Source organism: Campylobacter concisus, from assembly GCF_002914195.1.
Taxonomy (GTDB): domain Bacteria; phylum Campylobacterota; class Campylobacteria; order Campylobacterales; family Campylobacteraceae; genus Campylobacter_A; species Campylobacter_A concisus_M.
Genome location: NZ_PPAU01000140.1, coordinates 81,895 through 97,451 on the forward strand (window position 1 = coordinate 81,895; position 15,557 = coordinate 97,451).

Annotated in this window: 19 protein-coding genes; 13 read left to right on the forward strand and 6 right to left on the reverse strand. The window is 38.2% G+C overall.

The window, feature by feature from the left end; all coding sequences use genetic code 11:
- Positions 1-2 precede the first annotated feature (2 nt).
- The 3 genes from CYP28_RS09925 to CYP28_RS09935 are packed head-to-tail and all read left to right on the forward strand — an operon-like array spanning position 3 to position 2,639.
- Entirely contained in the window at positions 3-413 is a 411-nt protein-coding gene (locus CYP28_RS09925; protein WP_085658258.1) for a tetratricopeptide repeat protein, read from the forward strand.
- A gap of 16 nt (positions 414-429) precedes the next feature.
- Entirely contained in the window at positions 430-1,359 is a 930-nt protein-coding gene (locus tag CYP28_RS09930) for an aspartate carbamoyltransferase catalytic subunit (protein ID WP_002942659.1), read from the forward strand.
- A gap of 2 nt (positions 1,360-1,361) precedes the next feature.
- Positions 1,362-2,639: a dihydroorotase gene (locus CYP28_RS09935; RefSeq protein WP_103594041.1), complete on the forward strand. Its 1,278-nt coding sequence runs from the start codon at positions 1,362-1,364 to the stop codon at positions 2,637-2,639.
- An 88-nt stretch (positions 2,640-2,727) separates the two neighbouring features.
- Here CYP28_RS09935 and CYP28_RS09940 read toward each other — a convergent pair whose 3' ends face one another.
- From CYP28_RS09940 to CYP28_RS09955, 4 genes are read right to left on the reverse strand one after another with little or no spacing between them, the layout of a single operon-like run.
- Positions 2,728-4,017, reverse strand: a complete 1,290-nt coding sequence (locus CYP28_RS09940) for a M28 family peptidase (RefSeq protein ID WP_103594042.1) — start codon at positions 4,015-4,017, stop codon at positions 2,728-2,730.
- Between the two features lie 16 nt (positions 4,018-4,033).
- Positions 4,034-4,291, reverse strand: a complete 258-nt coding sequence (locus CYP28_RS09945; protein ID WP_103594043.1) for a heavy-metal-associated domain-containing protein — start codon at positions 4,289-4,291, stop codon at positions 4,034-4,036.
- The gene (locus tag CYP28_RS09950) at positions 4,284-4,607 is read right to left on the reverse strand and encodes a hypothetical protein (RefSeq protein WP_054196908.1); all 324 of its coding nucleotides are present in this window, start codon (positions 4,605-4,607) and stop codon (positions 4,284-4,286) included. Before CYP28_RS09950 ends, CYP28_RS09945 begins: the two co-directional genes overlap by 8 nt.
- A complete protein-coding gene (locus tag CYP28_RS09955; RefSeq protein ID WP_103594044.1) occupies positions 4,604-5,683 on the reverse strand; it encodes a transglutaminase-like domain-containing protein in 1,080 nt (359 codons plus the stop codon). Before CYP28_RS09955 ends, CYP28_RS09950 begins: the two co-directional genes overlap by 4 nt.
- Positions 5,684-5,776: 93 nt before the next feature.
- On the opposite strand from CYP28_RS09955, the gene CYP28_RS10450 reads away from it, so the two are divergent.
- The 4 genes from CYP28_RS10450 (at position 5,777) to CYP28_RS09970 (ending at position 8,795) form a co-directional block, all read left to right on the forward strand.
- Positions 5,777-5,944, forward strand: a complete 168-nt coding sequence (locus tag CYP28_RS10450) for a hypothetical protein (protein ID WP_002942642.1) — start codon at positions 5,777-5,779, stop codon at positions 5,942-5,944.
- A 1-nt stretch (position 5,945) separates the two neighbouring features.
- Entirely contained in the window at positions 5,946-6,815 is an 870-nt protein-coding gene (gene cmoB, locus CYP28_RS09960; protein ID WP_258032470.1) for a tRNA 5-methoxyuridine(34)/uridine 5-oxyacetic acid(34) synthase CmoB, read from the forward strand.
- Between the two features lie 8 nt (positions 6,816-6,823).
- A complete protein-coding gene (locus tag CYP28_RS09965; RefSeq protein WP_103594046.1) occupies positions 6,824-7,357 on the forward strand; it encodes a thioesterase in 534 nt (177 codons plus the stop codon).
- Positions 7,358-7,544: 187 nt separating this feature from the next.
- Positions 7,545-8,795, forward strand: coding sequence for a porin (locus tag CYP28_RS09970; protein ID WP_103594047.1), 1,251 nt, complete (start codon positions 7,545-7,547; stop codon positions 8,793-8,795).
- A 174-nt stretch (positions 8,796-8,969) separates the two neighbouring features.
- Here the strand turns inward: CYP28_RS09970 and CYP28_RS09975 are convergent, their stop codons facing one another.
- Positions 8,970-9,572, reverse strand: coding sequence for an MBL fold metallo-hydrolase (locus CYP28_RS09975; RefSeq protein WP_103594048.1), 603 nt, complete (start codon positions 9,570-9,572; stop codon positions 8,970-8,972).
- Positions 9,573-9,692: 120 nt separating this feature from the next.
- On the opposite strand from CYP28_RS09975, the gene CYP28_RS09980 reads away from it, so the two are divergent.
- From CYP28_RS09980 to kdsB, 6 genes are read left to right on the forward strand one after another with little or no spacing between them, the layout of a single operon-like run.
- On the forward strand, positions 9,693-10,430 hold the full coding sequence (locus CYP28_RS09980) for an NAD+ synthase (protein WP_103559984.1): 738 nt from the start codon (positions 9,693-9,695) through the stop codon (positions 10,428-10,430).
- Positions 10,431-10,440: 10 nt separating this feature from the next.
- Positions 10,441-11,571 (forward strand): DegT/DnrJ/EryC1/StrS family aminotransferase, encoded by a 1,131-nt coding sequence (locus CYP28_RS09985; RefSeq protein WP_084042092.1) that lies wholly within the window; start codon positions 10,441-10,443, stop codon positions 11,569-11,571.
- The gene (locus CYP28_RS09990) at positions 11,564-12,484 is read left to right on the forward strand and encodes a tetraacyldisaccharide 4'-kinase (protein WP_103594049.1); all 921 of its coding nucleotides are present in this window, start codon (positions 11,564-11,566) and stop codon (positions 12,482-12,484) included. The genes CYP28_RS09985 and CYP28_RS09990 overlap by 8 nt, the downstream gene beginning before the upstream one ends.
- A 50-nt stretch (positions 12,485-12,534) precedes the next feature.
- Positions 12,535-12,849, forward strand: coding sequence for a divalent cation tolerance protein CutA (cutA, locus tag CYP28_RS10945; protein ID WP_180997922.1), 315 nt, complete (start codon positions 12,535-12,537; stop codon positions 12,847-12,849).
- Positions 12,846-14,309 carry a threonine synthase gene (gene thrC / locus CYP28_RS10000; RefSeq protein WP_103594051.1) on the forward strand — a complete coding sequence of 488 codons (1,464 nt, stop codon included), beginning with the start codon at positions 12,846-12,848 and terminating at the stop codon, positions 14,307-14,309. The genes cutA and thrC overlap by 4 nt, the downstream gene beginning before the upstream one ends.
- Positions 14,306-15,019, forward strand: a complete 714-nt coding sequence (gene kdsB, locus CYP28_RS10005) for a 3-deoxy-manno-octulosonate cytidylyltransferase (protein ID WP_103594052.1) — start codon at positions 14,306-14,308, stop codon at positions 15,017-15,019. The genes thrC and kdsB overlap by 4 nt, the downstream gene beginning before the upstream one ends.
- A gap of 279 nt (positions 15,020-15,298) precedes the next feature.
- Here kdsB and CYP28_RS10010 read toward each other — a convergent pair whose 3' ends face one another.
- Positions 15,299-15,544 (reverse strand): DNA-binding protein, encoded by a 246-nt coding sequence (locus CYP28_RS10010; protein WP_072594609.1) that lies wholly within the window; start codon positions 15,542-15,544, stop codon positions 15,299-15,301.
- Positions 15,545-15,557 lie beyond the last annotated feature (13 nt).

The following is a 15,557-nucleotide window of genomic DNA, read 5'->3' on the forward strand; positions in this document are numbered from 1 at the left end:
AAATGAAGAAAATTTTAGTTTTAGTGGCAGCGGTTTTTGCGTTAAATGCTATGGCTAATGAAAATTTAGACAAAGCAAACGAGCTTTATGCAAAGAAAAATTTTAATGAAGCTTATCTTTATTTTAATAAGGCTTGTGGAGAGGGCGAGAAGAAAGCTTGTACGATGAATGCGATCATGCTATTTAACGGCGACGGTGTAGCAAAAGATAGAGTTCAGGCTGAGAAAATTTTTACAAAAATGTGTGACGAAAATGAGGGCATGGCTTGCGAAAAACTAGGCGAAATGATCGCTTATGGCCTTGTAAAAGATAAAGACGCAAACGAAGCAAAGAACGAAGAAAAAGCAAAGGCTTTATTTAAAAAAGCTTGTGATAACGGCTACCAACCAGCTTGCGACTTTGTGACAAAATAAATTTAAGAGGCTTAAAATGGGCTACAAACATAAAGATTTGATAGGAACTAGAGAGCTTAGCAAGGAAGAAATTTTATATTTTTTAGAGGCGGCGAAAGAGTTTAAGGAGCTAAATTTAAGCCAAGTGAAAAAAAATGACTATCTTCGTGGAAAGACCACGATCAACGCATTTTATGAAAACTCGACAAGAACTAGAACATCCTTTGAGATCGCAGCAAAGAGACTTGGAGCTGATACGATAAATTTCAGCTCATCAAGCTCAAGCGTGACAAAAGGCGAGAGCCTAAATGACACGATGAATAACATGGCTGCGATGAGAACTGACATCATCGTGCTTCGTCATCCAAGCTCTGGAGCTGCGAAATTTGCAGCTGATAGGACAGAGGCTAGCGTCGTAAACGCAGGGGACGGTACAAATGAGCATCCAAGCCAAGCTCTGCTTGATCTTTTCACACTAAGAGAGCATGGCAAAATTTTAGATAAAAATTTAAACGTGGCGATCATCGGCGATATCGCTAGAAGCCGCGTGGCAAGGTCTGACATCTGGGCGATGAAGAAATTTGGCATAAATTTAAAGCTCTTTGCGCCAAGGATGATGATGCCAAAAGATGCTGAGGTCTTTGAGTCTCAAATTTGCAAAAATATGGAAGAAGCCTGCGAGGGCAGTGATGTCATCATCATGCTTCGCATCCAGCTAGAGCGCGGCGGTGCAGACGTGGCATTTCCGAGCTCGAGGGAGTACTCAAAATTCTTTGGACTAAATAAAAATAGGATAAAGCTAGCAAAACCTGACGCTATCGTACTGCATCCAGGACCGATAAATAGGGGTGTAGAGCTAAACTCTGACGTGGCTGATGGCACGCACTCAGTCATACTAAATCAAGTTGAAAACGGCGTTGCTATAAGAATGGCGATACTAAATACGCTTGCAAAAAATAGGGGCTAACGATGAAAATAGCAATAATTAACGGCACTATCGTAAATAGCGACGAGAAATTTAAGGCAAATATCCTAATAGAAAACGGCAAAATAGCCAAAATCGGAAGTGAGAAATTTGAGGCTGATAAGGTCATAGACGCTACAAATAAGCTTGTCATGCCAGGACTTATCGACATGCACGTGCATTTTCGCGATCCTGGTCAAGAGTATAAAGATGACATTATCTCAGGCTCGCAGGCGGCTGTGGCTGGAGGAGTGACCACCTGCCTTTGCATGGCTAACACAAACCCAGTAAATGACAACGCCTCGATCACAAGGGCAATGATAGAAAAGGCTAAAAACTGCGGACTGATCGATCTTTTGCCGATCGCAGCCATTAGCAAAGGGCTTGGCGGCAACGAGATCGTTGAAATGGGCGATCTTATAGAAGCTGGCGCAGTTGCATTTAGTGACGACGGCCTACCAGTGACTAGCTCAAGCGTGATGAGAGCGGCACTTGAGTACTCAAGCATGTTTGGCAGCTTTTGTATAAGCCACTCAGAGGACTGCTCGCTTTGCAGGCAGGGCGTCATGCACGAGGGTAAGGTCTCGGCCATACTTGGACTTCGCGGCATGGCGAGAGAGAAAGAGGAGATCGCAGTGAGCCGTGATATGCTACTTGCAAAGCTCACTAAAGCGCACATCCACATCGCTCACGTAAGCTCGGAGTACTCGCTAAAGATCATTGAAATGGGTAAAAAAGAGGGCATAAACATCACTTGCGAAGCCACACCTCACCACTTTAGCTTTAGCGACGATGAAATTTTGAAAAATGCCTACGATACAAATTTCAAAATGTCGCCGCCACTTCGCGAGATAAGCGACGTAAAAGCGGTGAGAGAGGCACTAAAAAGCGGTCTTATAGACGTTATCGCCACCGATCATGCCCCACACCACACGGACGAAAAGATAGTGGAATTTGACAAGGCGCCATTTGGTATCATCGGACTTCAAACCCTTGTGCCACTCACTCTTAAGCTCGTAAATGAGGGCGTTATAAGCTTAGAGCGCATGGTAGAGCTAACTTCTACAAATGCGGCTAAGATGCTAAATTTAAAAGATAAGGGCAGGCTTGCTGAGGGCATGCTAGCTGACATCACGGTGATAGACCCTGAGATCGAGTACATTTATGATGAAAAGATAAACCGCTCAAAATCGGTAAATTCTCCACTCTTTGGCAAAAAGCTAAAAGGCGCAGCGACTACCACGATAAAAAGTGGTAAGATCGTTTATGAGTTTGAAAAATAGTCTAAATTTGCTCGCACTTGTGGGCAAATTTGCTTTAGATGATTTGAGATATAAAATTTGCTAGAAATTTCTAGCAAATTTTACTTTTTCATGAGTTATATTTTTTAACGATACCGCGAACGACTTTTTCGATAAAAAGTGCAGAAGCTACTTCGCAGTGCTCTCTAGTAGAGTGAGGTGAGTAGATGTTTGGTCCTATTGAGCAAGCACTAAGACCCGCTTTTTTCTCCAAAAGCACGCCACATTCAAGTCCAGCATGCACAGCTGTTATCCTTGCATTTGGCTTATAAATTTTTAGCTCTTCTAGGATGTCGTTTGCAAATTGATCATTTATAGGCTTCCATGCTGGATTTCTATCTTTGCTTATGACGTTAAAGCCAAGCGTTTTTGCAAGCTCTGAAATTTCAAATTCCATTCTATTTAGCCCATCTTTACTCATTGATCTTGCAAAAAACTCCACTTCAAGTGTGCCATCATCTTTGATCTTTGCAAGTGAGAGATTGACACTATCTTGTGGTATGCCTAGCTCGCAGTTATAGGCTCTTACACCTTGTGAAAATGAGTTAATAAGTGCTAAAATTTTCTCGCCGTTTTCTAAAATTTCATCTCCAGTGCCAAGCTTTTTCACGCTTAAATTCTCACACTCGCTTTTTAGTTCTTTATCGCTTAAAATTAACGCAGTTGCGTCGCTTGGGATAGAGTTGCTTCGCTCGCCACCTTCAAATTTAACAAGCTTGCAGCCATTTTTTGTCACAAATGCCGCCAAAACCTTGATCGCATTTGGGATATTTTTATGTATCTCGTTGCCAGAGTGTCCGCCAGGTAGGCCGCTTACTTTTACCTCATAAAGCGTGCTCTCTTTTGTCTTTTTGCTATTAAGCGCAATAGTAGCAAATAAATTTACACCGCCAGCACAGCCGATAGTGACGCGGTCGTCTTCTTCGCTGTCTAAATTTAAAAGTTTATTGGCTTTTAGATCGCCACTAAAGCCAGTGGCTCCGATCATGCCGACTTCTTCGTTGTTTGTAAAGAGGCACTCAATGTCATCAAATTCGCTTATCATCTGCATCATGATAGCCACGCCGATACCGTTATCGGCACCTAAAGATGAGTTTTTGGCTCTCATGTAGCCATCATCGCCGTAAACTATCTCGATCTTTGGAGCATCGCCCATGCAGACCATATCGTAGTGGCTTTGCAAGCAAATTTTTGGTTTGCCCTTAAACGCATGAATGTTGCCAAAGCTATCGACTGTAACCTCACAGCCCTTATCTTTTGCATAGCTAGCTAGAAAATCACGCATCTTATCGGTCTCATAACTGCAGTGTGGTATCGTAGTAAGTGTCTCAAATTTCTTTAAAATTTCACTATTTGACATATTTGCCTCCGTAAATTTATTTTATCTCGCCCTTATAGCCAGTCGCATCTACTGCTTTTAAAAGCTCTTTTTCATCGACCTTATCATCTGCTATAACGACAGCTTTTCGCTCTTTTAGCGATACATCTGCCTTTTTTACGCCATCAATGCTAAGAGCAGCCTTTCTAACAATCGCTGTGCAAAGCGGACAGTGCATGCTAGGCACTGAAATTTCTATCTTTTTATCAGCGTAGCTTGCAGCCACCAAAAGGGCTAAAACTAAAATTTTACGCATAAATTTCTCCTAAAAGCTCCGGATATGTAAGGAGTAAAAGTAAAATCACTCCAAAAAGTATATATATAAGTATCCATTTTTTCTTTTTATAGCTTAGGTTGCAGCTTTTTGGCTTGTAAAATAGACTAATTCCTGAAATCACAAAGCAAATGACGGCTATAACGCTTAAAGGGACGCGGTACTCGTATAAATTTTGTGTCCAAGATAGAAATGAAAAAGATGTGCCAAAAAGCAAGAAAAGAAGTGCTGGCAAACAGCACAAGGTAGCACCGATGGCGCTACCTATGGATGTTAGTATCAGCCAAAAGGCTCTCATTTTAGCTCTGTTGAGACGTAGTCGTAGCTAAATTCTTTTGGCGAATAGTAGTTTTGTGTGTTGCTATCAACCTCAGCGTATGGATAGCCAAAGTTGTTTAGCGGAGTTTGCTCTGGAGTTGGTTTTAAGATAAAGTCGCGGCCATAGTTAAAGCCTATCCAGCACATCTCCCAGTTGCCAAAGCAAAAGTCTCTAACAGCTACGATCTTAGCATCGTCGTTTGTTAATTTCTCACCAAGTCTAACCTTTGTGACGTCTGCTGGATCAACTGGTATCCAACCATAGCCTTTTAAGTAAAACTCAGCCCTGCAGTGCTGTCCGCCTGAAATTTTAGCTACGCCATCTTTTGCGCTACCCATTTGATCTGAAAATCTAGACTGACCAACTCTGATACCAAAAATTTCTCTTGCTGGGATGCCAACTGATCTGCAAAGTCCAACAAAAACTGAGTTTATGTCGGTGCATTTGCCAACTAGTTTGCCACTTTCTAGTATGGCTTTAACGTCGCCTGTGCCGCATCCTAGGATGCTGTTATCACGCTGCATAGTATTTGCAACCCACGTGTAGATCGCTTTTGCACGCTCTAAATCGCCCTTTAAATTTCCAACTATCTCTAGTGCTTTTGCTCTTACGATCCCGTCAGTTGGGATGTGCGAGGTTGGTTTTAAAAATTCTAAAACAGCAGGATCGACCTTCTCGTTTGGATCGTAATTTACCTTGCTAAAGTCAGTGTTGCGCTCTGTTGTTTGAATTTTAAACTGAACATTTAAGATAGGTCTTGGCTCGTTTTCTTCAAAATCAGCATACATTGTAGGTATTAGCGTATCTGAAATATAGACGTTTTTAGCGGTTGTGTTTATGACGTAGTCTTGAGTTAGTTGCTGATAAGTAGTGCTTAGTGGAAGGGGTAGCCAAATTTTTGAGCTTTTGCCTTTTTCGAGCAGCTGGTGTTTGAAATTTACATCGAAATTTCTAACAACTAGATTTGCTGGCTCATCGCTAGCTAGAGTGACACTTGGAAGCAGACTCGCTGCACCTAAAAAACTACTGAATTTAAAAAAATCTCTTCTTTGCATAAAATGCCTTTTTTGCTTAATCTTAGCCAAACTTGGCTCTAAAACTGCCTGCTATTCTAGCATAAAATTTTTATTTATGATAAAATCCGCCACATGAAAAAGATTATATTTTTAGGCTTTATAGCGCTATTTTGCAATGGTTGTCTTTATATGAACGAGCGTGGAGTTTCGACTCAATATTATAATGATTGTAAAGAGTATTATGACGCGACTGGCACCTACCAAAAAGAGTGTCCGCACAACATCGTCGACTGGAAATAGCGTGGATCTTAGCAAATTTAACGAGCAGCAAAAGCAAATTTATAATAGGATAGAAAATTTAGCAAATTTTGACTGCGAGCTTGAGCTAAAAGATAGTGTAAATGTGAAATTTAAAAATTTAGACCAAGCTAAAAAAGATGAAATTTTTGATCTCGCCCTTAGCCTAAAGCCTTGGCGAAAAGGGCCATTTTTGCTTGATGATATATATATAGATAGCGAGTGGCAAAGTTTTATTAAATTTAATATCCTCGCCTCACACTTAAATTTAGCTGGCAAAAGCGTGGCTGATGTGGGTTGTAATAATGGATATTATATGTTTAAGATGCTTGGATACGGCCCAAAAAGCATAACTGGCTTTGATCCTAGCGTGCATACCTTTTTGCAATTTGCTTTTTTAAATAAATTTATCCGCTCAAATATCGCTTACGAGCTTCTTGGGGTAGAGAGCTTGCCAGAGTTTGGAGTAAAATTTGACACCATTTTTTGCCTTGGCGTGATATATCACAGAAGCGATCCCATAAAGATGCTAAAAGAGCTAAAAACTGCGCTAAATCCTGGTGGTGAGCTATTTTTAGATACTATGTATATTGATATGGATGGTGATTTTGCGCTAAGCCCAAAAGATAGATACTCAAAAATTCCAAATATCTATTTTGTGCCGACGCTCTCGGCACTTCAAAATTGGTGCGAGAGAGCTAAATTTAGGGATTTTACCTTACTTGAAACAAAGGCGACTGATCTAAATGAGCAGCGAAAAACGCAGTGGATAGATGGCGAGAGTCTTGGAAATTTCTTAGACCCAGATGACATTACAAAGACCATCGAGGGCTACCCAGCGCCAAAAAGAGCATATGTTAGAGTTAAAATTTAAGGATAAAAATGGCAGAAGAAAATATCTATGATATAAAAGATGAATCGCAAATAATCTTACCAGAAGATGAAAATCCATTAAGAAACGAGATCAAAACCGCTCCACTTACAAAGCTAAATTTTAGTGGAACGGCATTTTTACTTGAAAAAAATCACGCAAAGACTAGATTTTTTACTACGGATGATATGGTGTGCGATACTGAGGGGCTTATTCATAGTGGATTTATTTTTATGGGCGCAAATCATGCCGCGCTTTTAGCCATTAATGAAGAATTTTGCGTTAGTATCGGGGCTAGGATAAATTTCTTTGGGCCACTAAAGCTTGGTGACGTGGTGGAATTTGACGCTCAAGCAAGATTTGAAGAGAGCAGAAAAAGAGAAGTGAAAGTGCTTGGATATGTTAAAGATATAAAAATTTTTGAAGGAATATTTCAACTTGTCACACTTGAAGAGCATATCTTCTTGGCTCAACAAAAAAATATCCAAAAAGAAGCTGCTATAAGGCAGAAAAAAGAACGAGAAGAAGCTAAGGCTAATAGCTAAAAGTAAGTAAAAATTTTTGATTTTTAATCCCAAATAAAACGAAATTTTAAAAAGACAATCTTTATCTCATTATCCTATTTTGGTAAATAATTGGTAACATTTTTTAAAATTTTAAGGAAAATTAAGCAATAAAATTAATTTTCTATGATAATATCCTTTCAAAACTTTTTATCAAAAGGAGATTTAGATGAAAATTACAAAAGTTAGCTTAGCTGCTTTGGTTGCTTTAGGTGCATTTTCAAGCGTTGCAAGTGCAACTCCACTTGAAGAAGCTATAAAAAATGTAGATCTTTCAGGATTTGCAAGATATCGTTATACAAATGATAGCACTAAGAAAACTACAGCTGGTACTGTCAAGGGTAATAGTGCTGGTCATGCGTTTAGAATGGAGACAGCATTTAAAGCTGCGATAGACGATAACTTTTTTGGTGTTTTAAGACTAAGATATTCTGCCACTGATGATTCAGGCGATAAAGTAGCAACTGGTACAGATAAAACAAATACAACAAATTCTTTTGGTGTATATGAGATGTATCTAGGATACAAAGTATCTAACACTACTATTACAGCAGGTAAACAACTTATCAAAACTTTCTATGATGATGGTGATATAGCAGCTACTGGTTTAAAAGTGGTAAGTACAGATGTGTCTGGTCTTACTTTAACAGCTGCTGCTTATGATGCTATAGAAAACAATAGTGATGAAGTAGATGGACCTTTCCTAAAAGAAGTAACGAATGGTACAAAATTTCATGACGCTCCTGCTAATCTTTATTATTTAGGTGCAGTTGGTAGCTATGATCCAGTATCATTTAAGGCAGCTATTGCAAATCTACAAGAAATAGCTACACTTTATGGTGCTGAGGCAGCATTTAGTTTTAATGTAACCGACGATATAAACCTAAACCTAAAAGGTCAATATGTTCATAGCGATTCAGATCACAAAAAAGTAGCTGATGCTGATTTTTGGGCTGTTCAAGCTGGAACAAAACTATTTGGTGCTAAATTTAATGCTGGCTACTTAGAATTTGACGCTAAAAATAAAGATAATGATGCTAGAAATAGTGGTAAAATCGCATTTACTTCAATCGATGCAAATGGTCAGCTAATCAACCCAGCTAAAATACTAAATAGTGTAATGAGTGGTGATGGTAAACAATACTACAATAATATCAAAGGCGACAACGATTACTGGTTTGTTAATGCTGGATATGATATAGATAAATTTGGTCTTGGTGCTGGCTATACTCAAGGCAAAGGAACAAGTTATGCTCTTGATAAAGAGAGAGCAAAAAGAAATGAGTGGTATGCACAAGCTAGCTACAAATATAGCAAAAAACTTAATTTCCTAACTTGGTATGCAGCTGCTAAAGATAAAAAAGATAGCGAAAGCTTTAAACAAAATCGTATAAGATTTGAAGCAAAATATAGCTTCTAAAACCTTTGTCCGAGCGAGCTTTCGCTCGGACCTTTTCAAAATTTAAAATAGACCCCCATACAAAATTTCTCTATCTTTTTTGATTGACTTTTAGTTTTATAAAAATATAAATTTTTAATAGTGATTAAGTGTATTCTAGAAGTTTGAAAATTGAAATTAATACCACCGAAATTTTTAGCTATTTTTTACTATACCTATCCAATAACCAATATTGTTTTGCTCGGTCTTTAGTGTACTGCCTTCTCCGTGCCCTGGATAAAGCGTGAAGTTGCCTTTTAAATTTTTACACTTTTCTAGGCTTTTTAGCATCTCGTTTTTATCTGAAAAAGGAAAATCCCAGCGTCCTATGCTTCCTCTAAATAAAAAATCTCCACTAAACATCGCGTCATCTATCTCTATCATCGAGCACCCTGGTGTATGCCCTGGGAAATGATGAAATTTGATGCAAAAATCATCAATGTTAAAATTTTCATCATTACCAACCAAAATATCTGGAGTAAAAGTACTTTTCATATAACCAAAAATATCGCTTTCGCACATGAAAGCATCAGATTTATTGATATAAATGGGAATTTCTAGCTCATCTTTTAATTCACCAGCATCAAAAATATGATCAAAATGCCCGTGAGTGCAAAGGATGGCTTTTAAATTTTTAGCATTTTGTAAAACCCACTCCTTTGCCCCGTCTCCTGGATCTATCACTAAAGATGAGTTATCTTTTGTAACGATGTAACAATTAGTGCCAAAATCTCCAAAACTTTTGTGTATTACTCTCATTTTTTACCTTAAATTTATTATTTCTTAAAATTTTACATCTTTTTACTTAAACTTAAAGAAAAATTTTAAATTCACTTAGTATAATTTTTACAAAAGGAAGCAAATCTAGGCAAAGGAAGAATGAAGGAGTATCAAAAGATCGAAGAAACTTTAGTTTTAAGCTTAAAAGATAAAACTAAAGATAAAAATTTGTTGTTGGGTGTTAGTGGAGGTATTGATTCTGCTGTAGTAGCGACTTTGTGTGCAAGAGCAAAACCAAATGAAACTCATGCACTCATCATGCCAACAGCATCATCAAACAGACAAAATATGGACGATGCCTTAAATTTATGCGAAAAATTAAACATAAAATATAAGGTTTTATCCATAGAAGGTATTTTAAATGCCTTTTACGAAACGATAGATGTAAATTTGAGCAATTTAAGAAAAGGGAATTTAGCAGCTAGAGTTAGAATGAGCTTGCTTTATGATTATTCATCTAGTATAAATGCTCTAGTTATCGGAACAAGCAACAAAAGTGAGCTTATGCTTGGATACGGTACGATATTCGGGGATTTAGCATGTGCGATAAATCCTATCGGAGAGCTTTACAAAAGTGAAATTTTTGAATTTGCAAAACATCTTGGGGTTGATAAAAATTTTATTGACAAAGCACCTTCGGCTGATTTGTGGGATGGACAAAGTGACGAAGGCGACATAGGTTATAGTTATGCTGTTATCGATGAGATTTTAGAAAATTTAGAAAATAACAAGGAGCAAGTCATCAAAAAGTTCGGATTAAAAGCAGTATCGGATATAGAAAATAGAGTTGTTTCAAACAGGTTTAAACGACAAATGCCGTTGATAGTGAAAATTTAAAGGATTAAAGATGAGAGAGATTCCGTTTTATAGACCAACTATCACTGAGCGTGAAAGTGAGCTTATTGAAGAGGCTTTGCACTCTGAAAATACTACTAATATCGTTGCTAGATTTGAAGAGAAGTTAAAAGAGTATTTTGGTGCAAAATTTGTAGTTACCACAAATAATATTGCAGCCGCACATCACTTGGCACTAAGTGCGCTTGACACTAAACGCGGAGATAAGGTTATTTGCTCCATAAATGCTTTTCCTAGCATTGCACAAGCTGTTAGACATTTTGATGCTGAACCTATTTTTGTGGATGTTGATGAAGAAGATTTTAACATCTGCCCAGACGCCCTTGAGAAAGTGCTAAAAGAACAAAATCACAAAAAATTAAAATGTGCTTTTATCTCTCATATCGCAGGTCAAAGCGCTAGGATGGATGAGATAACGGCGGTTTGTGAGAAATACGGTGTAAAAATTTTAGATGATGCAAATCGCGGTATGGGACTAACATACAATGGTAAAAAAGTTGGCTCAGACTCCTTTTTGTCATGCTTCCAGACACATTCGCGTGTACAAAATCCTATATCAACGGTTGGATTTTTTACGACAAATGATGAGGAAATTTATAAAAGAGCAAAACTACTTCGCAACTATGCTCTTGTAAATGGCATTGATAAATTTGGTAGCTTGAGTTATATTTATGATGTCGTAGATATTGGCTTAAAGTATGATATAAACTCGATAAATGCAGCATTTTCTATTGCGCAGCTAGAAAGAACAGACAAGCTCATACAAAGAAGACAAGAGATCGCAAAAATTTATGATAAAGAGATTGGCGAGTGCCACAATATAACAATCCCTGTCAAAAAACGCGAACACATTTATACTCAGTATATTATTAAGATAAATAAAAATCGTGACGGCTTTGCTAGAGAGCTTTTAGAGCATGGCATTCACACATCATTGCACTACATACCGATACATTTACTAAGTTATTACAAAAACAAATACTCGCTTAAAGTAAATGATTTTCCAAATGCTTTAAAAAATTATCAGCAAGTGTTGTCACTGCCTATTTATCATAGTTTGAGTGACGAAGAGGTGCAATATATCTGCAGCAAAGTAAAAGAAATTTCTAAAACTCGTGTTTAAGAAATTAAATATTTTCTTGCATGCTTGGGCGAATGACTACTTCTTTCGCCCAAATTTCTTTCAAATTTTACTAGCATTTTTACTTTTGCCATTAAGTTTTATCTATTTTCTTATTGTTATTTTTAAGAAATTTACTGCTAGAAAAATAGACTTTGGCATAAAGATAATAAGTGTTGGAAATTTAACTCTAGGAGGAAGTGGTAAGACTCCACTTTGCGTGGCAATTGCTAAAAATTACGAGGGCGCTTTTATCATCCTTAGAGGCTATAAAAGAAAGAGCAAAGGCATGCAAGTTGTCGCGCATGACGGTGAAATTTTACTTGACGTAGTAGCGAGTGGCGATGAAGCGATGATATACGCCACAAGCCTTAAAAACGCAAATGTAATAGTAAGCGAAGATAGGAAAGTAGCTATAAAATATGCCAAAGAGCATGGCGCGAAGTATATTTTGCTTGATGATGGTTTTTCTAAATTTGACATAGCTAAATTTGACATCTTGGTGCGTCCAAACCCAGAGCCAAAGCTAAAATTTTGCCTACCAAGCGGAGCTTATAGGTATCCGTTTAACTTTTATAAATTTGCTGATTTTGTGGCGATCGAAGGGCAAACTCATTTTAGAAAGAGTGAAATTTTAAATAAAAGTGAAAAAATGGTTCTAGTTACCGCCATAGCAAACCCAGCCCGCCTTGAAGCGTTTTTTAGCGAGTGTGTGGGACAGGTCTTTTTCCCTGACCATTATGATTTTTCAAAAGATGAGCTGAGTGAAATTTTGCAAAGTTACGGCGCGACCTCGCTTTTGATGACACAAAAGGACTATGTAAAGGCAAAGGATTTTGGGCTGAGAGTATCGCTTATCACGCTTGAAGTTACGCTAAGCGAGGAGTTTAAAAAGGTTTTAGCGCAGCAAATTTAAGCCCATTTTGTTATAATGAGCCACTTTTTAAAAGGAAAATTTAGATCAAAATGAGAATTTTAATGACCTCAGTCGCAAAGAAAAAAGAGGCAAAAAAACTAAGCAAAAAGCTCGTGAAAAAGGGACTTGCAGCTTGTGTGAGTAGCTTTAGCACAAAAAGCATTTATCTTTGGCAAGAGAAGCTTTTTGGTGAAAAAGAGCAAATTTTACTCATAAAAACGGACGTGAAATTTAAAAAAGTAGCTAAATTTATAAGAAAGCACCACAGCTACGAAACCCCAGAAATTTTGGCACTTAAGCCAAAAGAGGTCTTTAAAAAATATGAAAAATGGATAAAAAAATCAACCAAAAAAGGTAAAAAATGAGACTAACACCGACAAGAAGTGCAAAAGATGAAAAGATAAAAAATGTAAATTTAAGCACAGCCATGCTTAGCCCAAGCTCCGCTCATGGCGGACTTTATGCGCCAAAAAAGCTTCCAAAGATAACAAAATCAAAGTGGCAAGAGCTCTCACAATTAAGCTACGAAAAACTCGCACTTCACATCATCTCGCTGTTTAAATTTGACGTGCCAGAGGCGTTTTTCAAAAAGGCGGTCAAAAGATATGCAAGCTTTGATGATCCAAAGCACCCAGTCATTTTTAAAAAAATAGATAAAAGTTTATACGTAAATGAGCTATATCACGGCCCAACTAGGGCATTTAAGGATATGGCGCTTCAGCCTTTTGGCTCACTTCTTAGCCAGCTAGCAAAAGAGAGAGGCGAAAAATACCTTATCATGTGTGCAACTAGCGGTGATACAGGTCCTGCGACACTTCAAACCTTTGCAAACGACGAAAATATCAAGGTTGTCTGTCTCTATCCAGACGGCGGCACGAGCGAGGTGCAAAAGCTTCAGATGCAGACCATGCAGGGCGAAAATTTAAAGGTTTTTGGCATAAAAGGCGACTTTGACGACGCCCAAAGAGCACTTAAAACGCTGCTTGCAAATGATAAATTTAAGGCCGAGCTTAAGAAAAAGCGTCTTAAACTAAGCGCGGCAAACTCGGTAAATTTTGGCAGAATTCTCTTTCAGATCATCTACCACGCCTATGCCTACGCAAATTTACTAAAGCAAAAGGCGCTTAAGGTAAACGAGAGCTTTGACATCATCGTGCCAAGTGGAAATTTCGGCAACGCTCTTGGGGCGTATTACGCTAAAAAAATGGGCGCAAAGATCGGCAAGATCAAGATCGCCTCAAACGCAAACAACATCTTGACGCAGTTTTTCACCACCGGCGTTTACGACCTAAGGGATAAAAAGCTGGTTAAGACGATAAGCCCAGCCATGGACATTTTGATAAGCTCAAACGTCGAGCGCTTGCTGTTTGATAAATTTGGTAGCGAGCGAACTAATGAGCTCATGCAAAGCCTCGCAAAAAATAAATTTTATAAGCTTAGCAAGCAAGAGCTTGAAGTGCTACAAGAGGACTTTGAGGCTAGCTGGTGCGAAGATAAAGAGTGCGAGGCATATATCGCAAAGCTCGCAAAGGACGGCTACGCGATCGATCCGCATACGGCTACTTGCTTTAAGATGGTGGATGCTGGCCGCATAAACGTCATCACATCGACCGCGCACTGGGTGAAATTTACGCCAAGCATGATCAAAGCGTGCCAGATCAAAGATACAAAAGATGAAAAAGATGCTCTGGCAAAGACCGCTAAAATCTTAAATGACATCGTGCCAAGCTCGATAAACTCGCTATTTAGTGCGAAAATTTTGCATAAAAATATCATAAAAGAGGACGAGATCGAAAAGTGCGTCCTAGAATGGATCGAGCGATGATAATCATCCCAGCCCGCCTTGCCTCAACAAGGTTTAGTAATAAAATTTTAAAAGAGATAAACGGCGTGCCGATGTTTGTGGCGACGGCTCTTAGAGTAAGCGGCGTGGACGATGTGGCGGTTGCGGTGGATGAGCCAAGCGTGCTTGATATCGCCAAGGCTCACGGCATAAAAGCGGTACTAACTAGTAAAGATCATCAAAGTGGCACTGATAGGATAAACGAAGCGGCGCAAATTTTGGGGCTAAGCGAGAGTGAGATCATCATAAATGTTCAGGCTGATGAGCCATTTATCGAGCCTGAAAACATCGCTAAATTTAGGGCTTTTTGCGAGCAAAACAGGCAAAATGCCTTTATGTTTTCTTGCTACAAAAAGATGGACGATGAGTTTGCGGATGATAAAAATTTAGTCAAAGTGGTGACTGATTTTGAGGGCTATGCGCTTTATTTTTCAAGATCAAGGATACCATTTAACAGAAGCGAGTGTAAAAGTTATAAGGCTCACCTTGGCATCTACGGATACAGCGTAAAGAGCCTAAATGAGTTTTGCGGCCTCATGCCTTCAAACCTTGAAAACACAGAAAAGCTCGAGCAGCTTCGTGCTTTAGAAAATGGTAAAAAGATAGCGATGCTAGAGGTTGAGAGCCAAAGTATCGGTATCGATAGCGAAGAGGACTACCAAAGAGCGTTAGCTAAATTTGGTAAGAAATAAGTCGGCAAATTCTCTTTAAATAAAGTCAATATTTAAGGAGAATTTATCTAAATTATTAATCTTTAAATGCAGCAAAAAATATTTTTTTGCTCAAATAATATAATACTAATTTTTTTTGATTTTTATTTTTTTAATTCTGTCTTTAACAACGTAAAATTTTAAAATTGCACTCGAGTAAAAGTCTTTATAGAAACCTAAAAATTTAGGCTCTTTTTTAGTGCAGATAGCTGCAAACACACTCTCAAGGTCTATTCTCTCTTTTTGTGTCAAATTTTCCATCTATTTTCCTAATAACTTTCTCATCTTATTGATAACAAATAATATTTCATCGTCGTCAAGCTCACAAAGTAGTTTACAAACTGCAGCAGCAGCTTGTGGCTTTGAGTTGCCAAGCCTCCAATCTTGATATGTTCTCATTGGTACACCAAGCTCTTCTGCCATTTTTGCTTGTGAAATTTTCTTACCGATATTTTTCGCCTCAACTGCATTGTGAAGCAAATTAAATATATCACTTGTTTCAATCATTAAAGTATTATAC